Here is a 21,237-nt window from a genome sequence, read left to right on the forward strand (position 1 = left end):
AAATAGGACGTTTGCCAAACGCGATACCCCTCCGCGTCCTCCGCGCCTCCGCGCGAACAAAAATCTCTTCTGCTTCGCGACTTCGCGGCTTCGCGTGAACCAAAACTACAACCCCACCCGTTTGGCCAGCCACCGCGCCGCCGTCTCCGGGCTTTCCTTCGCCGCATCGTCGCGATCGACCCGGTAGTTCGCCTCACGCATCGCCTCTACGGGAATGCGGTTCAGCATCGGCCGCAACGCCTCCACGAACCCCGCATCCCCTGCCCGGTCCTTCGCCACCAGCAGCACCGCGTCATAGCCCGGAATGGCCCGTTTCGGATCGCTCAGCACCGTTAGCCGATCCGCCGCGATCCGCCCGTCCGAGGAAAAGGCCGAGATCACCCCCGCCCGCCCGCTCGACAGCGCGCGGTACATGAAGGTCGGGCTATACGGCGTCATGCTCGCGAACCGCAGGCCATAGGCATCGCGCACCGCGGCCCATTCGGGTCGGTCGAGAAACTCCAGGTCGCTGCCCAGCTTCAGCCCCGGCGCAACCCTCGCCAGATCAGCCAGCGACCGCACGCCCAGCCGCCGCGCCGATGGGGCCTTCATCGCAAAGGCATAGGCATTCTCGAATCCCAGCGGCCCCAGCATCGCCACGTCGCGCGTCGCCGCCCAGTCCTTCAGCGCGTTCAGCATCGCCCCGCGCGGCGGCGAATCATGCCGGTGCATCGCGGTGGTCCACAGCGTGCCCGCATAATCGATATAGACATCGACCCGGCCCGCCGCCGTCGCCTCGAACGCCACCGCCGAGCCCAGCCCGTCGCGATAGCTGACCGCATAACCCGCCCGCGTCAGCCGGTCGCCGATCAGACGCGCCAGGATATATTGCTCGGAAAAACTCTTCGCCCCGATCACCACCTCGCGTCGCGGCTCGCCCCCGCGCGGCCAGAGCGGCTGGGTCGCCAGCGCGCAGCCCAGCACCAGCGCGACCAGCCCACCGATCCACAGGGCTTTCTGCCGCCTCGCCAGTCCGCGCTCGATCAGCCCGATCAGCGCATCGACCGCCAGCGCCAGGGCGGCCGCCGCGATGCATCCGGCCAGCACCAGCGCCCAGGCCTGGGTCTGGAGCCCGGCGAAGATCAGATCCCCCAATGACGGTTGCCCCACCGTGGTCGACAGCGTGGCGGCTCCGATCGTCCAGACGGCGGCGGTACGGATGCCCGCCGCCAGCATGGGGGCGACCAGGGGAGCCTCGACCAGCCGCAGCTTCTGCCCGCGCGTCATCCCTACCGCGTCGGCCGCCTGCAACACCGCCGGGTCCAGGCCGAGCAGCCCCGTCACCCCGTTCCGCAGGATCGGCAGCAGCGCATAGAGGGTCAGCGCCAGCAGCGAAGGCAGGAAGCCCAGCGTCGGTATCCCCCCGCCGACCAGTCCCGACAGGCTGAGCAGCACCGGATAGAAGAGCGCGAGCAGCGCCAGCGCGGGAATGGTCTGAACCAGGCTTGCCAGCCCCAGCGCGATTCGTGACAGGCCGGGCCGCCGCGCGCAGGCGAAGGCCAGCGGCACCGCGATCAGGATCCCCAGCAGCAGCGCCACCATGCTGACCAGCACATGCTGGGCGAGCAGCGGCGGCACGCGGGTGAGGGCGTCGGAAAAGGCGCTCATCGGGCCAGCGCCGCCAGCCGTTCGGCCTGATGCCGGGGAACCGCCATCAGCGCCTGCGCGGCCTCGCCGACTTCCCCCGCGACCAGTTGCGCCGGGCTGGCATCGGCGACGATCCGCCCCCGCTCCATCACCAGCACCCGGTCCGCGGTCAGCAGCGCCTCCGCCATGTCATGGGTGACCAGCAAGGTCGTCAGCCCCAATCGCTGGTGAAGCGCCACCAGCCGCCCCGCCACCGCGTCGCGCGTCACCGGATCGAGCGCGCCCAGCGCTTCGTCGAGCAGCAGGATCGGCGGCTCGGTCGCCAGTGCGCGGGCGATGGCGACCCGCTGACGCTGGCCGCCGGACAGTGCGTCGGGCATGCGATCGGCCAGATCGCGGGGCAGTTCGACCAGATCGAGTACCTCCCCCACCCGGTCGCCGACCGCACGCCCGGCCAGCCGCAGTCCGATCGCGACATTGGCCGCCACCGTCATATGCGGGAACAGGCCATGGTGTTGAAAGACATAGCCGATCCGGCGACGCCATTCGTGCGGCGACTCGGCGGTGACGTCGCGACCATCGACACGTACCCGGCCGCTGTCGGGCGTCTCCAGCCGGTTGATCGTGCGGAGCAGCGTCGACTTGCCCGAGCCCGATGCGCCGACCAGCGCGACGAACGATCCGCGCGCGATGGTCAGCGATACGCCGTCGACCGCCGCGACCGTGCCATAGCGGCGGGACAGGTTCTCCAGCGCGATCATCGGGTCGGGCATGGCGGGCGATCATGGGGATGCAACATGAATCGGTCAAACGCCGCAGTCGGCCTTTCCGCCGCAAGCGCCGGCGCTTTCGGGCTATTCCTGCGTCACGCGGCGCGGTAAGGCGTGTAAAACATGTTCAACGCACAAGTCCGCGTCAGGAGACTTATGAGCCAGATCGATCAGCAGAGCGCCAGCCATGTCCTCGACCGAGTCCTCGTCCTCGAAATGGTGCGGGTGACCGAGGCGGCGGCGATCGCGGCCTCGACGCTGGTCGGGCGCGGGGACGAGAAGGCGGCGGATGCGGCGGCGGTCGAGGCAATGCGTGCCGCGCTCAACGAACTCGACATGGACGGCACCGTGGTCATCGGAGAGGGCGAGCGCGACGAGGCGCCGATGCTGTTCATCGGCGAGAAGGTCGGCACCGGCCAGGGCCCGGAGATCGACATCGCGCTCGACCCGCTGGAGGGCACGACCATCTGCGCCAAGGCGGGGCCGAACAGCCTGGCGGTGCTGGCGATCGCGGAGAAGGGGCATCTGCTCAACGCGCCCGACGTCTATATGGACAAGATCGCGGTCGGCCCCGGCTATCCGGCGGGCGTGATCGACCTCGACCGCAGCCCCAGCGACAATATCCGCGCCATCGCCGAGGCCAAGGGCGTGAAGCCGGGCGACGTCACGGTGTGCGTGCTCGACCGGCCCCGGCATGAGGGGCTGATCGCCGAATTGCGCTCGCTGGGTTGCGGCGTGGTGCTGATCGGTGACGGCGACGTGGCGGGGGTGATCGCGACCACCGATCCGGAGACGACGATCGACGCCTATATGGGATCGGGCGGTGCGCCCGAGGGCGTGCTGGCCTGCGCCGCGCTGCGTTGCGTCGGCGGGCAGTTCAAGGGGCGGCTGCTGTTCCGCAACGACGCGGAGCGGTCGCGGGCCTATAAATGGGGCGTGACCGACCTCGACAAGCAATATGACCTGACCGAACTGGCGCGCGGCGACTGCATCTTCGCGGCGACCGGGGTGACCGACGGCTCGCTGCTGGCGGGAGTGAAGCGCCATGCGAAGGTGATGACGACCGAGAGCGTCGTCATGCGTGCCTCGTCGGGCACGGTCCGCTGGGTGAAGGGACAGCATCGCCTTTGATCGTTGGCAGGCGATGGTCTTTTCGAGGAACGGACCGGGTAAGGCGGAATCTGCCTTTGGATGAGAGATCTCCGCCATGCCTCCTGCTCTAGCTGCCGCCCTGTTGCTTCTCGCCGCACTGGCCGGGATATGGTGGTTCCAGAAAGGCGATCTGGGCGAATATCGGCGGTTCAAGGCGCTGGGCGACGGCCATTCGCGGCGGATGCGGTTCCGGTTGTGGCTGGCGCGGGCGGCGCTGGCCTTTTTGGTGCCGGTGCCGGCCGGGCTGGCGCTGCTCGGACGGATCGATGCGTTGGTGGTGATGCCCGGTGAATTCGTGGGGCTGGCGGGGGCGATGCCGCCGATCTTCGACGGCGATGCGATGCGCCCGATGCTGATCGGCGGTGCGGTCGGCGGGCTGGTGGCGGGTGCGGTGCTGGCGCGGATGCGCAAGCGGCGGCCGCTGGGCGATGTCTCCGCGCTGTTGCCGCGCGACCGGCGCGAGTTGAAATATACCGCAGCGCTCAGCGTCATGGCGGGGGTGAGCGAGGAGGCGTTCTTTCGCCTCTATCTGCCCTTGCTGATCGCACTCGTGACGGGGCAGGTTTGGATCGGCTTCGCCGCGTCGCTGGTGCTGTTCGGGGCGATGCACCGCTATCAGGGCTGGACGGGGATCATCGCGACGACGGCGCTGGGGGCGGTGATGACCGGGCTGTATCTGATGACCGGAAGCTTGTGGGTGGCGATGCTGGTCCATGGGCTGGTGGACCTGAACGGGCTGGTCGTGACGCCGCTATTGGGTGGGACGTTAGGCAAAAGTCCTCCCCGTTAACGGGGAGGGGGACCAGCCGCAGGCTGGTGGAGGGGGATCGCCGTTGGCCTATCCCGTGTGGAAGCCCCCCTCCGTCAGGGCTTCGCCCTGCCACCTCCCCGTGCCGGGGAGGATCGTCAGTTCTTCAGCCGCCACCCGGTGCGGAAGATCCATCCGATCCACGCCAGACACACCAGCAGGAACAACCCCGTCACCCCCAGGCTGACCCCCGGAGCCACGTCCGATGTCCCGAAAAAGGTCCAGCGGAAGCCGTTGATCAGATACACGACCGGGTTGAACAGCGTCACCGTCCGCCACGGCTCGGGCAGGATTTTGACCGAATAGAACGCCCCGCCCAGAAAGGTCAGCGGCGTGACGATCAGGAGCGGGATGACCTGCAACTGCTCGAATCCGCGCGCCCAGATGCCGATGGCGAAGCCGAACAGCGAGAAGGTCGCCGCCACCAGCAGCAGGTAGAAGAGCATCGCGACCGGGTGCAGGATGCTGAGGTCCACGAACAGATAGGCGGTGGCCAGGATCACCAGCCCGATCACCATCGACTTGCTCGCCGCCGCACCGACATAGCCGAGTACCGTCTCGATCGGCGACAAGGGCGCGGACAGGATCTCGTACATGGTCCCGGTGAATTTGGGCATGTAGATGCCGAGGCTCGCATTCAGGATGCTCTCCGAGAAAATGGAGAGCAGCATCAGCCCCGGCACGATGAACGCGCCGTACGGCACGCCCGACACCTGGTTCATCGCCGATCCGATCGCGGTGCCGAACACCACGAAATAGAGCGTCGTGGTGATGACCGGCACCATCAGGCTGGTCCACACGGTCCGCCGGAACCGCGCCATTTCGAAGCGATAGATCGCCCATATGCCATGCAGGTTCATGCCCGAGTCCCCTCGACCAGATCGACGAAGATATCCTCCAGCGAGGATTTATAGGTTTCCAGATCGTGGAAGCCGATCCCCAACTCGCCCAGCTTGCGCAACAGCGAGGGGATGCCGGTATGCTCGGCGCGGGCATCGAAGATGTAGCGCAGCCTTTTGCCCTCATCCTCCAGCGCCAGGTTCCATTCGGCCAGTTCCGCCGGGATCACCGCCATCGGCTCGGCGAGGGTCAGCACCATTTCGCGCTTGCCAAGCTTCTTCATCATCTCCGCCTTCTCCTCGACCAGGAGGAGTTGGCCCTTGGCGATCACGCCCACCCGGTCGGCCATTTCCTCGGCCTCCTCGATATAATGGGTGGTCAGGATGATGGTGACGCCGCGCTCCCGCAAGCGGTGGACCAGCTTCCACATGTCGCGGCGCAATTCGACATCGACGCCCGCCGTCGGTTCGTCGAGGAAGAGCAAATCGGGTTCGTGGGCCAGCGCCTTGGCGATCAGCACCCGGCGCTTCATGCCGCCGGACAATTCCATCAGCTTGGCATGGCGCTTGTCCCATAGCGACAGGTCGCGCAGCACCTGTTCGACATAGGCCGGATCGGGCGCGCGGCCGAACAGGCCCCGGCTGAAATTCACCGTGTCGATGACCCGCTCGAACATGTCGACCGACAGTTCCTGCGGCACCAGCCCGATCTTTCGCCGCGCGCCCTTATAGTCGCGCAGGGCGTCATGGCCATCGACCCGGATCGCGCCCGCCGACGGGGTCACGATCCCGCAGACGATCGAGATGAGCGTCGTCTTGCCCGCCCCATTGGGGCCGAGCAGCGCGAAAATCTCGCCGCGCCGGATGGTCAGGTCGACCGGCTGGAGCGCGGTGACCCCGCTCTTATAGGTCTTGGTCACGCCCTCGACGGACAGGATCGGGTCGGTCATGCGGCAGTTCCCCGTTGGAAGACCGCCGCCTTATCAAGTGTTTCGTGCAGCGGCGATGGCCTTTTGCAACTCTTCGACCGGCAGCGCGCCCGACAATATGCGATTGCCGACGATCCAACTCGGCGTGCCGGTCAGGCCCAGCCGCCCCGCGGCTTCCAGATTGCGCGCGATCTCGGCATCCGCCTGGGGCTGGAACGCCGCCATCCGGCTCGCATCGACCCCGGCCTTGGCGGCGGCGGCGGCGATGGTCGCGTCACTGACCGGCCCGCCCGCATAAAGGGCATCGTGGAAGGCGGCGAACTTGCCCTGCGATGCGGCGAGCAGGCTCATCCGCGCCGCCGCCTTGCTCGACGGGGCGAGGATCGGCAGTTCGCGATAGACGATGCGCAGCTTCGGGTCGGCCTGGGTCAGTTGCTTGAGCAAAGGCAGGCTGGCCCGGCAATAGCCGCAATTATAGTCGTAGAACTCGACCAGCGTGACATCGCCTTTCGGATTGCCGGTAAAGGCATTGCCGAACGGCTTGGTCAGGTCGCCGCCGATCGCCGCCACCGCCTTGCCTTGCTCGCGGTCCTGAAGCCGCTGCATCGCCTCCGGGATCACTTCCGGATGGTCGAGCAGATAGGCGCGGACGCTGTCGCCCGATGCGCCGCCATGCGCGATCAGCGGCGCCAGGGCCAGCGCGGTGCCGCCGCCGACCAGACCACCCACGACCGCGACGGCGGCCAAAGTCTTCACGCTCATCGGCGACGCTTCTTCTTGGTGCTGGCGGCGGCGTCGGCAGAGGTCATGGCGATATCCTGCGCCCGAATCCATTCGGACGTGTTGGGGGTGAGATTGGCGAGCGCATAGCGGGCGCTCTGGATGGCGGTGCGCGTGTCACCCATCATGCTCGCCCGTTCGGCGGTGGCGAGCGCGGCGCGCGGCGTGTCGCCCATCTGTTCATAGGCAGTGCCCAACTGCACCCAGGCGAAGGGATTGTCCTCGTCGCGCTGGACCGCGACCTTCAGCACCTTCACCGCCTCGGGCAGGTTGCGCTTGTCCTCGGTCGCGATCAGCGCATGGCCGAAGGTGGTGGCGATCAGCGCGTTCTGGCCCGATCCCATGGTCGCGGCGCGCAAGGGGGCCAGCGCCTCTTGCGGCTTGCCCGATTCCAGCAGGATCTGCCCCTGGATTTCCTGGAAATAGGGGTCATGGGGATCCTTGGCGATCAGCGCATCGGCCTCCGCCTCGGCTTTGTCGGGATAGGCGGCCTTGTGATAGGCATAGGCGCGGGCGTAATGGGCATAGACCGACTGGTCGCTGTCGGGATATTTCTGAAGCGTCGTCTCGGGCGGCGAGACATAGCCGAACAGCTTGGCCTTCACCCGCAGGAAGCGTTCCTGCAATTTGGGATCGACCGGCGTGTTCCAGGCGGGCGAGGCCTTCAGATCGTCGGTCAGCGCCTGGATACGGGTGGACGACAGCGGGTGGGTCTGCGCGAAGGGATCGATGTTGACGTAACCATAGCGATATTGCTGGTTCTGCAACTTCTTGAAGAAGCTGAGCATCCCCTTGCCGGTCACGCCCGATGTGGTGAGGTAGCGGGCGCCCGCCGCGTCCGCCGCCGATTCCTGGTTGCGGCTGAACGCCAGCACCTGGCCCATCGCGGCCTGCTGCCCCGCCGCCATGACGCCCATGCCTGCCGCGCCCCCGCCCATCGCGACCGCGGCCAGGCCCAGCACCATCGACAGAAGCTGCATCTTCATCGCGGGCTTCATCGCCTGTTCGCTCAGGATCACATGGCCGTCGGCGATATGGCCCAGCTCGTGCGCGACGACGCCCTGCACCTCGTTCACATTGTCCGCCGCCTGAAGCAGCCCCGAATGGACATAGACGATCTGCCCGCCCGCCACGAAGGCGTTGATCGAATCGTCGTTGATCAAGACGATCTTCACGTCGCGCGGGGAAAGGCCGGCGGCCTTGATCATCGGCGCGGACATGTCGGCGAACAGTGATTCGGTCTCGGCATCGCGAAGGATCGACTGCGCGGCGGCGGGTTGCGCCCAGAGCAGGATCGTGGCGGTGAAGGCGGCGATCAGTCGCTTCATGCTTCCTCTATCGCCGGGTCGGCTTCGGGACACAACCGGCTTTGCAGCCTGGGATGCGATGGACCGGCCTTGCCATTGGCTGGCTGAACGCGCGGCGAACGAAAGGGTGGCGGGGCGAAGGCGGGACTTTCCTTCAACAAAGGAAAGTACCCCCGCCCATCCCAGAGCTAATCGACATTCCTGCCATTTCCTCTTCCCTCGCCCCTGGATAGGGGAGAGGGTTAGCGGAGCTTGCCAGCCTGCTGGCTAGCGCAGCTTGGGTGAGGGGTCGAGTGAGCCAAAGGCTCGCGCGCTCTTCGAGCGCAGCGCCCGCACCCAGCTCCGACTAAGCCTTTGCTTTCGCAAAGACCAAGTCCTCTCCCCCTCTATGTGGGGCGAGGGAGAAGAAGGGCGTATCTGAATGCCGATCCGGCCCAACGAAAAACGCCCTCCTTCCGCTGGGGAAGGAGGGCGTTTCGCGTTGACGCTATGGGCGATCAGGCGCCGAAGGTGCGCTGCCACCAGCCGCGGCGCGGGGCTTCGCTGGTGGAGCCTTCTGCCTCCGCCGGTTCGGCCGCCGGAGCGGGTTCCGCCTCGACCGTGGGCGCTTCTTCCGTCATCGGCTCGGCGACTGCCTTGGGCGCGGGCTTCTTGCGGACGCGCTTGGGCTTGGCCGGGGCTTCCGCTTCGGCTTCGGCCACGGGTGCGGCTTCTTCGGCGACCGGCTCGGCGGCTGCCTTGGGCGCGGCCTTCTTGCGGACGCGCTTGGGCTTGGCGGGGGCTTCCGCCTCGGCCTCGACCAGCGGCGCGGCTGGCTCGGCCACCGGAGCTTCCACCGGCGTCTCGACCGCCTCGGTCACGACCGGAGCGGCCTTGCGAGCGCGCGGGCGGCGGCGGGTCTTGGGAGCGTCGGTCGCTTCCGCCTCGGCCACCGCGAGCGGCGTCGTCACCGGCGCGGCATCGCCCGCCTCGATCGGCTCCTCGATGGACAGCGGGGCTTCGACGGCGTCATCGTCGCCATCCACCTCGGTCGAAGCCTCACCGGCTTCCACCGCACCACCGTCCTGGCGGCGACCGCCACGACGACCGCGACGGCCACGGCGACGGCGGCCACCTTCGCGGGGTTCGCCCGCTTCGGCCTCACTCGCCTCGACCGGCTCGGCGGCGTCTTCCTCGCCTTCGTCTGTCTCGTCGGGTTCGGCGTCCTCGCCGCTCTCGGCCTCCTCGCCCTCTACGGCGTCCTCGGCCCCGCCACGGTTGCGACGACCACGACGACGGCGACGGCGCTTGCGGCCACCGCCTTCGCCCTCTTCACGCGGCTCGCGAGGCGCGGCGGCTTCGGTCGATTCCTCCTCGACCTCTTCCTCTTCTTCCTCCTCGACCTCGTCGATCAGATCGTCCTCATCCTCCTCGACGGGCAGGAGCGTGTCGATCTTGGGCGCATAGGCAGGCGGCGGGCCCGAGGCCTCGACCGTCATGCGCGCCCCCTCTTCCTCGCGGTCCGGGAGGATTTCGACCGTCACGCCATAGCGATCCTCGATCTCGGCGATATCGGCGCGCTTGCGGTTGAGGACATAGATGGCCGCTTCCTGGCTGGCACGCAGCGTCAGGATCGAGCCGCGACCGCGCGCGGCCTCGTCCTCGATCAGACGCAGCGCCGACAGGCCCGACGACGAGGCGGTGCGGACCAGGCCGGTGCCCTCGCAATGCGGGCAGGGGCGGGTGCTCGCCTCCAGCACGCCGGTGCGCAGCCGCTGGCGGCTCATTTCCATCAGCCCGAAGGACGAGATACGGCCGACCTGGATGCGGGCGCGATCGTTCTTCAACGCCTCCTTCATCGCCTTCTCGACCTTCCGGACATTGGAGTTGTTGTCCATGTCGATGAAGTCGATGACGACGAGGCCCGCCATGTCGCGCAGACGCAACTGGCGCGCGATCTCCTGCGCGGCTTCCAGATTGGTCGCGGTCGCCGTCTGCTCGATATTATGCTCGCGGGTCGACCTCCCCGAGTTGATGTCGATCGACACCAGAGCCTCGGTCGGGTTGATGACGAGGTAGCCGCCCGACTTCAACTGCACGACCGGATTGTACATCGCGGCAAGCTGGTCCTCGACATGCGCGCGCTGGAACAGCGGGACCGCATCGGCATATTGCTTCACCCGGCGGGCATGGGCGGGCATGAGCAGCCGCATGAAGTCCTTCGCCTGGCGATAGCCTTCCTCGCCCTCGACGATCACTTCCTCGATCTCGCGATTATAGATGTCGCGGATCGCGCGCTTGATCAGATCGCTGTCGCCATAGATCAGTGCGGGGGCCGAGGAGTGCAGCGTCTTTTCGCGAATCCCGTCCCACAGGCGCGCCAGATAGTCGAAGTCGCGCTTGATCTCGGTCTTGGTGCGCTGAAGGCCCGCCGTGCGGACGATGCAGCCCATGGTCGAGGGCAAGGCCATGTCCGCCATGATCGACTTCAACCGCTTGCGATCGGCGGCGTTGGAAATCTTCCGGCTGATCCCGCCGCCATGCGACGTGTTGGGCATCAGTACGCAGTAACGGCCGGCCAGCGACAGGTACGTGGTCAGCGCCGCGCCCTTGTTGCCGCGCTCTTCCTTGACGATCTGGACCAGCAGCACCTGGCGGCGATGGATGACGTCCTGGATCTTGTAGCGACGGCGCAGATTCTGGCGACGCTGGCGCAGAGCCTCGACCTGGTCGTCGTTGACGGTCGACTTCTTCGGGCGCGGGGCGGCGTCGCCATCCTCGTCGTCGTGATGGTCGTCGGCGTGGTCGTCATAGCCTTCGCCGTCATGATCCTCGTCATCCTCGGCGTCGAGTTCGGCGCGCAGCGCGGCCTCTTCGGCGGCATGCTCGGCCTCTTCGCGGAGCAGGGCCTCGCGATCCTCCTTGGGGATCTGGTAATAGTCGGGGTGGATTTCCGAAAAGGCCAGGAAGCCGTGACGGTTGCCGCCGTAATCGACGAACGCCGCCTGCAACGACGGTTCGACCCGGGTCACCTTGGCGAGGTAGATATTGCCCTTGAGCTGCTTGCGCTCGGCCGATTCGAAGTCGAATTCCTCGATCCGGTTACCCTTGACGACGGCCACGCGGGTTTCTTCCCGGTGGCGTGCGTCGATCAGCATACGCGTGGTCATTATGAAGTCTCCACGCGCGCGTCGGGCCCTGTGGCAGCCGTCGCGCGCGGTAAATAGGGGCGGCGGCGCGGGGCGCCGGTCCGCTGGAAAGAACGGATGTCGTGTCGGCCACAGCCGCAGCACCGGCAACGGGGCCGGTGCGGACCCACGACACCGCGATCCCACCGGCAAAGGCCGGTCGGTCTGCGGGGTGGATCATATGCGTCATGCGAGCGTCAACCTGGTTGGTCCGGGCGCGAAAAACTCTCGCCGTCCCGAGCCTTTGGGAGATGGCCCCGTCCCGATCGTTTGGGAGAGGTGATCGAGGCCGGGGTCCGCCGGATAGCTAGCATCATCGGAACGTTTGCGCAACAGGCGGAAATCTGCCGATTTCGGCGGCAGAAAAATGCCGAATTGCCGGTTAACCAATAGTTGAAAGGCCCTCGACAGGGGCCGTCGCCTAGACCCGCCATGTCGATCCCCGGATCGCCAAAAAGGGTTTGAGGTGATGGCTTTTCGCTGGACCAGCGGCAGGCGGGCGCGGCATGTACGCCGGGTCGTGTTGATGCTGTTCGCTTTTCTGTTCGGGCTCCTCGCGCCTGGCGGCGCCTGGGCCGCCACGGTTCAGAAGATCATCGTGCGCGGCGCGCAGGTGATCATCCGATTCGATTCGCCGGTGAAGCGCGCGCGCAGTGTCATGCTGGGCGAGCAGCGTCGCGTGGCGATCGACGTGACCGGCGCGACGCCCGGCGCGGCGACGATCCGCGACGGCGCGGTGCGCAGCCTGAGCCAGCGCCGAATCGCACCCGGCATCACCCGCCTGACCTTCGAACTGGCGCAGGATGCGGTGATCTTCGACGGCGGGTTCGACGATGACGGACGGCAATTGTCGCTGACGCTCAAGCCGCTGAACAAGGGCTTCACCCAGGCGAGTTTCGCGGGCGGGCTCGACTTCTTCCCGTTCCATTTCCAGCGCAAGCCCGCCTACACCCTGACCGTCCCGGTGCCGAGCCCGTCGCGCAACCTGCCCCTGCCGCGCGTGCGGGGCGCGGACAATCGCCCGCTGGTGGTGATCGATGCGGGGCATGGCGGGGTCGATCCCGGCGCGATCAACCCGCAGACCGGCCTGCGCGAAAAGGACCTGACGCTCGCCATCGCCAAGGCGATTCGCGACACGCTGGTCGCCAGCGGGCGGGTCCGCGCCGCGCTGACCCGCGAGGACGACCGCTATATTCTCCACCGCGAGCGTTACGGCATCGCGCGGCGGCTCCATGCCGACCTGTTCATCTCGATCCATTGCGACAGCGCGGGCGCGGGCGAGGCGCGCGGGGCCACCGCCTATACCCTGTCCGACGTCGCCTCCGACAAGGAAGCCGCGCGGCTGGCCGCGCGCGAGAACAAGGCGGACGTGATCGCGGGCGTCGACCTGGGCGGGAACAGCGACGTCTCCTCGATCCTGATCGACCTGACCCAGCGCGAGACGATGAACGCCTCGGCCAGCTTCGCCCGTCTGCTGGGCCGTGAGGCGAAGCCGCTGATCCCGGTCAAGCCGACCTTCCACCGCATGGCCTCGCTGATGGTGCTGAAGGCCCCCGACATGCCGTCGATCCTGTTCGAGACGGGCTATATCTCGAACATGCAGGACGCGGCGTTCCTCGACAGCAAGGACGGACAGGACCGGATAGCCAAGGCGGTATTGCAGGCCGTGGAGGTGCACTTCGCGCGGCGGATGGCGGCGCGGTAGGGTGGGGGCGACCTCTCCCGTTTCTGCGTCTCCATTGGGGAGCGAGAAGGTGCAATCGGGAACGGATTTCGGGAAAGTCGCGCTGCGATCGGCTTGCGGAGTGACCTGCAAAGTTCAATCCTTCCACTGAGCCTTTCCAATCGGGAACAGGCGGCGGTGTAGCGCCTGATCTAATCTCTCTCGACCATTCCAAACGGCAGACGTACTGTGGGCCGACTATTAGAGAGAAGGGGGCCGTCTGTGGGGGCATGGGGCGCGTTGATTATGAGCTTCTTCGGAGCGGTTTTCGCTTCGTTGACGCTATATTGGCAGTGGCACTTGTCCGGGGTCGCTCTGGCGCTGCCCTTCTTGGTGTTCATCCTGATCGGTTTCGCCGCAAGCTATGTGATCCGTACCCCCGGCGAGGGCATCAAGCCGTCGCCAAAGGAAGAACGAGCCATCATGTGGAGTAGCATCGGCGAAGGCGTCGGCCTTTTCCTTGCCGCCAACATCGTCATGAACCTAGATCGGCCTGATCTTCTGTTGCCATCGATGGCGCTGGTCGTTGGCCTGCATTTTCTGCCAATCGCTTTCGCTGCTGGCTTTCGCCCGTTCTATGTTCTTGGGACGGCGCTGGTTGTTGCAGCGATTATGGGCTTCTTCGTGGGAGCCCCTACAGGCGGTGAGGTGGCCGGGTTTATGGCTGCTGGTGCGCTCTGGCTTGCGTCCGGTATCGCAGTTCGACGCGACTGGGTGGCAAAGGGGCGAACGGCAGCGACAATCTGACCATTTCCTGCTTTACCATCCTCTTGGGACCGGCCCAGTATCGTGGAGTGCCGGAAGGGCAACGCATCTGGTCCCCTCCGCCCGATCGGCGTAAAGGCATGTCGATGATCCGCGTCTGTGCCCTTTACCGTTTCGCGCCTTTCCCCGACCCCGTCGCGCTCCGCGAACCGCTTCTCACCGTCGCCGAGGCGAACGGCATTCGTGGGACACTCCTTCTCGCGGGCGAGGGGATCAACGGGACGATCGCGGGGAGCCATGACGGGGTCGAGGCGGTACTGGACCATATTCGCACGCTGCCCGGTTGCGCCGATCTCGACTATAAGGACTCGACCGCCGAGACGATGCCCTTCCACCGGATGAAAGTGCGGGTAAAGCGGGAGATCGTGTCGATGGGCGTGGAGGGCATCGATCCGACCCGCGAGGTCGGCACCTATGTCTCGGGCGAGGAATGGAACGCGCTGATCGCCGACCCGGATACGCTGTTGATCGACACGCGCAACGATTATGAGGTGGCGATCGGCACGTTCGACGGGGCGGTCGATCCGGGGACGAAGAGTTTCCGCGACTTCCCCGCCTGGTTCCGCGAACATCGCGACGAACTGATGGCGGGCAAGTCGAAGGTCGCGATGTTCTGCACCGGCGGCATACGCTGCGAAAAGGCGACCGCGTTCCTGAAGGCCGAGGGGGTGGAGGATGTCTTCCACCTCGACGGCGGCATATTGAAATATCTGGAGACGATGCCCGAGGCGGAGAGCCGCTGGAACGGCGAGTGCTTCGTCTTCGATGCGCGTGTCGCGGTCGGGCATGGGCTGGCGCAGGGCAGTCACGGGCTGTGCCATGGCTGCCGGATGCCGGTCGGGCCCGAGGACATGGCCTCGCCGCTCTATGTCGAGGGGGTGAGTTGCCCCGCCTGCCACGGCACGCGCGACGCGGAGCGGCTGGCGGCCTATGCCGAGCGGCACCGGCAGGAGGCGCTGGCGGCGGCGCGCGGGGTCGCGCATGTCGGCGCGCGTTATGACACGCCGGGCGCGCCGGGCGACGAACCGCTCCGCCCCTGACGGCAAGCGGGTGGCAAGCGTGGCCGAACCTGCTACACGAGCCCGCGCAAAGCCATGGCCGTCGACTCCTCCCCCCCCACCGATCCGTCCGAAGGTCCGCGCCGACGCCTGTGGAGCCGTTGGTGGGTGAAGGCGCTCGCCGCGCTGGCGCTGCTGGCGGCGATCGGGGCGGGCGTGTTCTGGTTCGTGTTCATGCGCGACCTTCCCTCGGTCGATGCGCTCAAGGCCTATGAGCCGCCGCTGCCCACCCATGTCCGGGGGATCGATGGTGCGCCGATCCAGTCCTATGCCCGCGAACGCCGGGTGGAATTGTCGTTCAACGAATATCCGCCGCTGCTGATCCGCTCTTTCCTGGCGGCGGAGGACAAGAGCTTCTTCGAGCATGGCGGCGTCGATTATCCGGGGCTGGCGGGCGCGGTCATCGACTATGCCAGGAAATGGGGCACCGGGCGGCGTGCGCGGGGCGGGTCGACCATCACGCAGCAGGTCGCCAAGAACCTGTTGATCGGCAATGCCTATTCCCCGACGCGCAAGGTGCGCGAGGCGATCCTGGCCTATAAGATCGAGGATACGCTGACCAAGCCGCAGATCCTCGAACTCTATCTCAACCAGATCGCGCTCGGGCGGAACGCCTTTGGGGTAGAGGCGGCGGCGCATGCCTATTTCGACAAGGAATTGAACGATCTGACCTTGGGTCAGATGGCCTATCTGGCGGTGCTGCCCAAGGGGCCGTCCAATTACGATCCGGTCCGCCATCCCGACCGGGCGCTGGAACGGCGCGCCTATGTCCTGCGCGAGATGCTGCGCAACAATTTCATCACCCGCGCGCAATATCAGGCGGCCATGGTCGAGCCCCTGGGCACGGTGCTGCGCCGCACCCCCAAATATGCGCAGGTCGGCGGCTATTTCGTGGAAGAAGTCCGCCGTCAGTTGATCAAACTCTACGGCGAAAAGGCGGAGAGCGGGCCGCATAGCGTCTATGACGGCGGCCTGTGGGTGCGGACCTCGCTCGACACGCGGCTCCAGGACCTGGCGACCGAGGCGCTGCGCGACGGGCTGGTCCGGTTCGAGGGCGGGCGTGGCTGGTCCGGGCCGATCCGGCACGAGGATATCGGCGGCGACAATTGGCAGCAGGCGCTGCTCAACACCAATATCGGGCTCGACTATCGCGACTGGCGGGCGGGGATCGTCACCGCCAAGGATTCGGGTGAGGCCATGATCGGCTTCGCCAATGGCCGCACCGGCACGCTTCCGCGCTCGGGCGCGCAGATGCCGCGCCGGGGCAGCGCCGCGACCGCGTTCAGCGCGCTCAAGGTCGGCGATATCGTCGCGGTCGCGCCGGAAGGCAGCGGCTTCGGCCTGCGTTCGGTGCCGCGCATCTCTGGCGGGTTCGTGGTCGAGGAACCGGCGACCGGCCGCGTGCTGGCGATGCAGGGCGGGTTCGACGCGCGGCTCCAGGCGTTCAACCGCGCCACCCAGGCCCAGCGCCAGCCGGGCTCGACGATCAAGCCGATCGTCTATTCCGCCGCGCTCGACCATGGCATGACCCCCGCCTCGATCATCGTCGATGGGCCGTTCTGCGTCGACCAGGGGGCGGGGCTGGGCACCAAATGCTTCCGCAACTTCGGCAATTCGGCGGGCGCCGGGCCGCACACCATGCGCTGGGGCATCGAGCAGTCGCGCAACCTGATGACCGTGCGGACGGCGTCGACCGTCGGCATGAAGAATGTCGTGGCGACGATCAAGCAGATGGGGATCGGCGATTTTCCGCCCTATCTCGCCTATGCGCTGGGCGCGGGCGAGACGACGGTGGCGCAGATGGTCAACGCCTATGCCATCCTCGCCAATAACGGGCGCGGCGGCGATCCCACGCTGATCGACTTCGTGCAGGACCGGCACGGCAAGGTGATCCTGCCGGAGAATTGGCGCGCCTGCGACCGGTGCAACGCGGCGGACTATGACGGCAAGCCGATGCCGCGCCCGATCTCGCGCCAGCGCCAGGTGCTCGACGCGATGACCGCCTATCAGATGGTGCATATCACCGAGGGCGTGATCCAGCGCGGCACCGCGACGGCCTTGCGCGACCTGAACCGCCCGATGTTCGGCAAGACCGGCACCAACAACGGCCCGACCGATGTGTGGTTCGTCGGCGGCACCCCGCAGTTCGTCGGCGGGCTCTATATCGGCTATGACCATCCGCGCTCGCTGGGCGGCTATGCCCAGGGTGGCACGATCGCGGTGCCGATCTTCCGCCAGTTCGCCGAAAAGGCCTATGAGGGGTTGGAGAAGCTGCCCTTCCGCGCGTCGCCGGGCATTCGCATGGTCCGCATCGACCGGGCGAGCGGACGACCGGTCTATGGCACCTTCCCGACCGGTGACGATCCCAAGCCCGCCGTGATCTGGGAGGCGTTCAAACCCGAGAGCGAGCCGCGCCGCCGCGCCCGCCGCAATGCCGAGGCGGCGAGCCAGGCCCCCGCGACCCCCGCCGGTCCGGCGACCCCCGCGCCGCCGCGCGACAGCGATTTCTTGCAAAGGGAAGGCGGAATCTACTAGCCCGCTTCCCATATTCGCCTTTTCCCGTTCCCCTGGGCGCGGGAGAGGCGACCGATTCGGAGAATATTCATGCGCGCTGAAGCGCAGGCTCATGTCGATACGATCAATGACGCTCTGGCGCTGCTGCGCCGCTTCCTCGACTGGGACCGCGCGCTGCGCCGCCTGGACGAGTTGAACGCGCGCGTCGAGGACCAGGCGCTGTGGAACGACCCCAAACAGGCGCAGGCGGTGATGCGCGAGCGTCGTCGCCTGGACGAAGCCATCACCGCCACCCGCGCCATCGAGAACGAACTTTCGGGCACGGTCGAGCTGATCGAGCTGGCGGAGATGGAGGGCGACGAGGAACTGGAGACGGAAGCCGTCACCAGCCTGGGCGAACTCGCCAAGCGGGCCGAGGCCGACAAGGTCAAGGCGCTGCTGGCGGGTGAAGCCGACGCCAATGACAGCTATATCGAGATCAACGCGGGCGCGGGCGGCACCGAGAGCCAGGACTGGGCCGGGATGCTCCAGCGCATGTATACGCGCTGGGCCGAGCGGCACGGCATGAAGGTCGAACTGATCGACTTCCATGCGGGCGAACAGGCCGGGATCAAGTCGGCGACTCTGCTGGTCAAGGGCGAGAACGCCTATGGTTATGCCAAGACCGAGTCGGGCGTGCACCGGCTGGTGCGGATCAGCCCGTACGACTCCGCCGCGCGCCGCCACACCAGCTTTTCGAGCGTGTGGGTCTATCCGGTGATCGACGACAATATCGAGGTCGAGATCAACGAGAGCGAGTTGCGCATCGACACCTACCGCGCGTCGGGCGCGGGTGGTCAGCACATCAACACGACCGACTCGGCGGTGCGCATCACCCACTTGCCGACCGGCATCGTCGTGCAGTGCCAGAACCAGCGCTCGCAGCACAAGAACAAGGCCGAGGCCTATAACCAGCTTCGCGCCCGCCTGTACGAACGCGAATTGGCCGAGCGCGAGGCGGTGGCCAATGCGCAGAACGCGACCAAGACCGATATCGGTTGGGGCCACCAGATCCGGTCCTACGTGCTTCAGCCCTATCAGCTGGTGAAGGATCTTCGGACAGGGGTCACCTCGACCGCGCCGGGCGACGTGCTCGACGGCGATCTCGATTCCTTCATGGCGGCGGCACTGTCGCAGCGGGTGACTGGTGAAGCCGTCGCCGTGGAAGACGTCGAGTAAGATGTCGAAGCGGGGGTCCATGCTGGCGGCGGCGCTGCTCATCGCGCTGGGGGGCGCGGTGACGGCGTGCGATGGCTCCAAGCCGCTCATTCCGCACAAGGACGAGGAGGAACGGCCCGGCCCCTTCCCGGCGGCGGATCGCCCGGTGGCCGATGTCGTGTCGTCGCGCTGGTCGAACGAGGACGCCCGCGATCGCTTGCGCGAGGCGGATCAGGTCATGGACCGGGCGAAGATCCGCCCTGGCATGACGGTGGCCGATATCGGCGCGGGCGAGGGCTATTACACCGTCCGCCTGGCGCAGCGCGTCGGCAAGACCGGCCGCGTGCTGGCGGAGGACATCGTCGCCGCCTGGCGCGACCAGCTGGCCGAGCGCGTTTCGCGCGAGCGGCTGGACAATGTCAGCGTCCGGCTGGGCGAACCCGCCGATCCCAAGCTGCCGCCCAACAGCTTCGACCGCGTGATGATGGTCCATATGTATCACGAGATCGAACAGCCCTATGAATTCCTGTGGCGGCTGTTCCCGGCGCTGAAGCGCGACGGTCTGGTGGTGGTCGTCGATGCCAATCGCCGCACCAAGGCGCACGGCACCCCGCCCGCGCTGCTCAAATGCGAGTTCGAGGCGGTGGGCTTCACCCAGGTCTCGATCGAAAACATGCCCTCGGCGGGCGGCTATCTGGCGACCTTCCGGGCGACCGGACCCCGGCCGGAACCCGGCGCGATCCGCCCCTGTCGCATGCAGGGCGACTGACGCCGTCAAAACGTCGTCGTCAGGGTGACAGATTTGCAACCTGACAGCTTTGTCATGCATTGATCCGGTATCGGAACCGCAGGGTGCCGATAGGCCACCGGCCAGCATGGGTCGGGGCTCCGTAGAAGGAGATGATGATGAACACGCTTATGATCGCCGGACTGCTACTCGGTGGGGTGGCGGCGTCCGACGGCGCGCTCGAACACCGGGTGCGGATCGACCATCATTCGGGGCCGGTCGCGGTCCGTTACAGCGCCGATGTCGGCGTGACCCATAAGCAGATCGGTGCGGTGACCACCGGCGGGCGTCCCTCGACGTTGCGGTGCCAGTGGAGCGCGAACGTGACCGTCCACCGCGAGGCGCGGGCGGATAGCGGCGCGACCCTGATGCGCAGCGCGAGCCGTGATGGTGTGATCGAGGGCAGCCGTCCCGGCTGGTGCAGCGCCAACCGCACCGCGATTGCGCAGGAAGTGGCCAGGCGGCAGGAATCGGTCCGCGATCACCTTCAGGCGGTCGCACAGGAGGACCATGGCTTGCTGCGCGCCGAGATGGACCGCCTCCATGCCGAGACGCGCGCTGGATGACGATCGACATGAAGACCATATGGGCCGCCATCGTCACGGTGGCTCCGGTGCTGGCCGCGACGCCCGCCATCGCACAACAACGCTCCAGCATCGGGGTGGAGTTGAACAGCGACGAGAATCGTCGCGGCCTGAGTTGGAGCGGGGGGCGGGTTTCGCCCTCCGCCGATATCTTCGCGACCAGCGGCCCGTTCGAGGCGAGCGGGCGGATCGTGTCTTTGCGCGAATCGGATCGGCATGGCGGCGCGGGCGTGGTCGGGGACCTGATGCTGGGCGCCAGTACGACGCTGGGCCTGGTCACGGTACGCGGGCGGGTGACCGGTCATCTGTTCGGCGGAGCGGGCTTCGACGCCGATTATGTCGAGATGGGTGGATCGGCGGCCTATACGCTGGGTCCGCTGAACGTCGAGGCGGGCGCGGACTATGCGCCGTCACAGGACGCGATCGGCGGCGACAATCTCTATCTCCATGCCGGGGCGCAGGCGGGGATTCCCGGCACGCCCTGGACCCTGCTGGCGGGAATCGGGCATTCCTCGGGCAGCACCGACAACGGTTTCCGCGCCGCCCGGCTGCGTCCCGGTGGCGATTATAGCGACTGGCGCCTGGGCGTCGAGCATGTGACGGGGCCGGTGACCTTGGGCCTGGATTATGTCGGCACCGACGTGTCGGAGCGGACCTCTTCCGCCTTTTCCCCTGGCCGATGCGCGGCATTCGGGCGATCGGATCGTCGGTCGGGTACGGTTGGGTTTTTAGGACGGATCGAAGCTCCATTCGGTTCCTTGTCCCCCCCTCTTCCCTTGAAGAGGGGCAAGAGGATTGTCCTGATTGGCGCGACGGCGTCACACCAGTCCCTGTTCGCGCAGGCTGACGATCCCGGCGCGGGTGACGATCAGGTGATCGAGCAGCGCCACGTCCAGTGCGGCCAGCCCCTGGGACAGGCGGCGGGTCATCGCCAGGTCGGCGGCGCTGGGGCGGGCATCGCCATCGGGATGGTTGTGCGCGATCAGCACCGCCCGCGCCGCCAGCAACAGGACGTCGCGCGTGATCCGGGCGATGGGCATCGTCACCCGGTCTTCCCGGCCCCAGGCATGACGCAATCCCAATATGGTTCGTTGCGGACATAAAAAGGCGACTCCGATCGCCTCCTGCCGACCGACAGCCAGGCCGGCGAACAGTTGAAACGCATCCTCAAGGGTTTGAATTCGACGCGGACGGGTGGGAACGAGCGGCATGGGTCGGTCTGCCTCGCGGC

At 67.0% G+C, this 21,237-nt stretch carries 17 protein-coding genes and 1 pseudogene; 10 read left to right on the plus strand and 8 right to left on the minus strand.

Annotation, left to right across the window (positions count from 1 at the left end; all coding sequences use genetic code 11):
• Nucleotides 1-105: 105 nt before the first annotated feature.
• Nucleotides 106-1,647: a glycine betaine ABC transporter substrate-binding protein gene (locus QE379_RS04015; protein ID WP_306998069.1), complete on the minus strand. Its 1,542-nt coding sequence runs from the start codon at nucleotides 1,645-1,647 to the stop codon at nucleotides 106-108.
• Nucleotides 1,644-2,399: an ABC transporter ATP-binding protein gene (locus QE379_RS04020; RefSeq protein ID WP_306998071.1), complete on the minus strand. Its 756-nt coding sequence runs from the start codon at nucleotides 2,397-2,399 to the stop codon at nucleotides 1,644-1,646. Before QE379_RS04020 ends, QE379_RS04015 begins: the two co-directional genes overlap by 4 nt.
• A 153-nt stretch (nucleotides 2,400-2,552) precedes the next feature.
• On the opposite strand from QE379_RS04020, the gene glpX reads away from it, so the two are divergent.
• Nucleotides 2,553-3,527 (plus strand): class II fructose-bisphosphatase, encoded by a 975-nt coding sequence (glpX, locus tag QE379_RS04025; RefSeq protein WP_306998073.1) that lies wholly within the window; start codon nucleotides 2,553-2,555, stop codon nucleotides 3,525-3,527.
• A gap of 76 nt (nucleotides 3,528-3,603) precedes the next feature.
• Nucleotides 3,604-4,338, plus strand: coding sequence for a CPBP family intramembrane glutamic endopeptidase (locus tag QE379_RS04030; RefSeq protein ID WP_306998075.1), 735 nt, complete (start codon nucleotides 3,604-3,606; stop codon nucleotides 4,336-4,338).
• Nucleotides 4,339-4,454: 116 nt separating this feature from the next.
• On the opposite strand, the gene QE379_RS04035 is transcribed toward QE379_RS04030, so the two are convergent.
• The 5 genes from QE379_RS04035 to QE379_RS04055 form a co-directional block, all read right to left on the minus strand.
• A complete protein-coding gene (locus QE379_RS04035) occupies nucleotides 4,455-5,216 on the minus strand; it encodes an ABC transporter permease (protein ID WP_306998077.1) in 762 nt (253 codons plus the stop codon).
• Nucleotides 5,213-6,145: an ABC transporter ATP-binding protein gene (locus QE379_RS04040; protein WP_306998079.1), complete on the minus strand. Its 933-nt coding sequence runs from the start codon at nucleotides 6,143-6,145 to the stop codon at nucleotides 5,213-5,215. The genes QE379_RS04035 and QE379_RS04040 overlap by 4 nt, the downstream gene beginning before the upstream one ends.
• Before the next feature lie 33 nt (nucleotides 6,146-6,178).
• Nucleotides 6,179-6,886 (minus strand): DsbA family protein, encoded by a 708-nt coding sequence (locus tag QE379_RS04045; protein ID WP_306998081.1) that lies wholly within the window; start codon nucleotides 6,884-6,886, stop codon nucleotides 6,179-6,181.
• Nucleotides 6,883-8,232: a M48 family metalloprotease gene (locus QE379_RS04050; protein WP_306998083.1), complete on the minus strand. Its 1,350-nt coding sequence runs from the start codon at nucleotides 8,230-8,232 to the stop codon at nucleotides 6,883-6,885. Before QE379_RS04050 ends, QE379_RS04045 begins: the two co-directional genes overlap by 4 nt.
• 476 nt (nucleotides 8,233-8,708) lie before the next feature.
• Nucleotides 8,709-11,360: a ribonuclease E/G gene (locus QE379_RS04055; protein ID WP_306998085.1), complete on the minus strand. Its 2,652-nt coding sequence runs from the start codon at nucleotides 11,358-11,360 to the stop codon at nucleotides 8,709-8,711.
• A 487-nt stretch (nucleotides 11,361-11,847) separates the two neighbouring features.
• Between QE379_RS04055 and QE379_RS04060 the strand changes: the two genes are divergently transcribed.
• The 8 genes and pseudogenes from QE379_RS04060 to QE379_RS19565 form a co-directional block, all read left to right on the plus strand.
• Nucleotides 11,848-13,083, plus strand: a complete 1,236-nt coding sequence (locus tag QE379_RS04060) for an N-acetylmuramoyl-L-alanine amidase (RefSeq protein WP_306998088.1) — start codon at nucleotides 11,848-11,850, stop codon at nucleotides 13,081-13,083.
• Between the two features lie 264 nt (nucleotides 13,084-13,347).
• A complete protein-coding gene (locus QE379_RS04065) occupies nucleotides 13,348-13,848 on the plus strand; it encodes a hypothetical protein (protein WP_306998090.1) in 501 nt (166 codons plus the stop codon).
• Between the two features lie 104 nt (nucleotides 13,849-13,952).
• A complete protein-coding gene (locus QE379_RS04070) occupies nucleotides 13,953-14,906 on the plus strand; it encodes a rhodanese-related sulfurtransferase (protein WP_307003076.1) in 954 nt (317 codons plus the stop codon).
• Nucleotides 14,907-14,960: 54 nt separating this feature from the next.
• Nucleotides 14,961-17,459: a penicillin-binding protein 1A gene (locus QE379_RS04075; protein WP_306998092.1), complete on the plus strand. Its 2,499-nt coding sequence runs from the start codon at nucleotides 14,961-14,963 to the stop codon at nucleotides 17,457-17,459.
• Nucleotides 17,460-17,528: 69 nt separating this feature from the next.
• Complete coding sequence (prfB, locus tag QE379_RS04080) at nucleotides 17,529-18,656, plus strand: peptide chain release factor 2 (RefSeq protein WP_306998094.1); 1,128 nt, start codon at nucleotides 17,529-17,531, stop codon at nucleotides 18,654-18,656.
• Nucleotide 18,657: 1 nt separating this feature from the next.
• Nucleotides 18,658-19,404: a class I SAM-dependent methyltransferase gene (locus QE379_RS04085; protein WP_306998096.1), complete on the plus strand. Its 747-nt coding sequence runs from the start codon at nucleotides 18,658-18,660 to the stop codon at nucleotides 19,402-19,404.
• Between the two features lie 137 nt (nucleotides 19,405-19,541).
• Nucleotides 19,542-19,988, plus strand: coding sequence for a hypothetical protein (locus QE379_RS04090; RefSeq protein WP_306998098.1), 447 nt, complete (start codon nucleotides 19,542-19,544; stop codon nucleotides 19,986-19,988).
• Nucleotides 19,989-19,996: 8 nt separating this feature from the next.
• Nucleotides 19,997-20,602 (plus strand): annotated as a pseudogene (locus QE379_RS19565) (TorF family putative porin); the annotation flags it as partial.
• A 222-nt stretch (nucleotides 20,603-20,824) separates the two neighbouring features.
• Here the strand turns inward: QE379_RS19565 and QE379_RS19570 are convergent.
• Complete coding sequence (locus QE379_RS19570; protein WP_341504640.1) at nucleotides 20,825-21,217, minus strand: JAB domain-containing protein; 393 nt, start codon at nucleotides 21,215-21,217, stop codon at nucleotides 20,825-20,827.
• Nucleotides 21,218-21,237: the final 20 nt, after the last annotated feature.

This window comes from Sphingomonas sp. SORGH_AS_0879, from assembly GCF_030819175.1.
In the GTDB taxonomy this organism is placed as follows: Bacteria; Pseudomonadota; Alphaproteobacteria; order Sphingomonadales; family Sphingomonadaceae; genus Sphingomonas.

Excerpts from the sequence above, each read along its gene's own strand:
- QE379_RS04090 (WP_306998098.1), top strand. The coding sequence starts at position 19,542 with ATGAACACGCTTATGATCGCCGGACTGCTACTCGGTGGGGTGGCGGCG.
- QE379_RS19570 (WP_341504640.1), bottom strand. The coding sequence starts at position 21,217 with ATGCCGCTCGTTCCCACCCGTCCGCGTCGAATTCAAACCCTTGAGGAT.
- QE379_RS04065 (WP_306998090.1), top strand. The coding sequence starts at position 13,348 with ATGAGCTTCTTCGGAGCGGTTTTCGCTTCGTTGACGCTATATTGGCAG.
- QE379_RS04015 (WP_306998069.1), bottom strand. The coding sequence starts at position 1,647 with ATGAGCGCCTTTTCCGACGCCCTCACCCGCGTGCCGCCGCTGCTCGCC.
- QE379_RS04060 (WP_306998088.1), top strand. The coding sequence starts at position 11,848 with ATGGCTTTTCGCTGGACCAGCGGCAGGCGGGCGCGGCATGTACGCCGG.
- prfB (WP_306998094.1), top strand. The coding sequence starts at position 17,529 with ATGCGCGCTGAAGCGCAGGCTCATGTCGATACGATCAATGACGCTCTG.
- QE379_RS04075 (WP_306998092.1), top strand. The coding sequence starts at position 14,961 with ATGGCCGTCGACTCCTCCCCCCCCACCGATCCGTCCGAAGGTCCGCGC.
- QE379_RS04035 (WP_306998077.1), bottom strand. The coding sequence starts at position 5,216 with ATGAACCTGCATGGCATATGGGCGATCTATCGCTTCGAAATGGCGCGG.
- QE379_RS04070 (WP_307003076.1), top strand. The coding sequence starts at position 13,953 with ATGATCCGCGTCTGTGCCCTTTACCGTTTCGCGCCTTTCCCCGACCCC.
- glpX (WP_306998073.1), top strand. The coding sequence starts at position 2,553 with ATGAGCCAGATCGATCAGCAGAGCGCCAGCCATGTCCTCGACCGAGTC.
- QE379_RS04050 (WP_306998083.1), bottom strand. The coding sequence starts at position 8,232 with ATGAAGCGACTGATCGCCGCCTTCACCGCCACGATCCTGCTCTGGGCG.
- QE379_RS04085 (WP_306998096.1), top strand. The coding sequence starts at position 18,658 with ATGTCGAAGCGGGGGTCCATGCTGGCGGCGGCGCTGCTCATCGCGCTG.
- QE379_RS04030 (WP_306998075.1), top strand. The coding sequence starts at position 3,604 with ATGCCTCCTGCTCTAGCTGCCGCCCTGTTGCTTCTCGCCGCACTGGCC.
- QE379_RS04020 (WP_306998071.1), bottom strand. The coding sequence starts at position 2,399 with ATGCCCGACCCGATGATCGCGCTGGAGAACCTGTCCCGCCGCTATGGC.
- QE379_RS04045 (WP_306998081.1), bottom strand. The coding sequence starts at position 6,886 with ATGAGCGTGAAGACTTTGGCCGCCGTCGCGGTCGTGGGTGGTCTGGTC.
- QE379_RS04040 (WP_306998079.1), bottom strand. The coding sequence starts at position 6,145 with ATGACCGACCCGATCCTGTCCGTCGAGGGCGTGACCAAGACCTATAAG.
- QE379_RS04055 (WP_306998085.1), bottom strand. The coding sequence starts at position 11,360 with ATGACCACGCGTATGCTGATCGACGCACGCCACCGGGAAGAAACCCGC.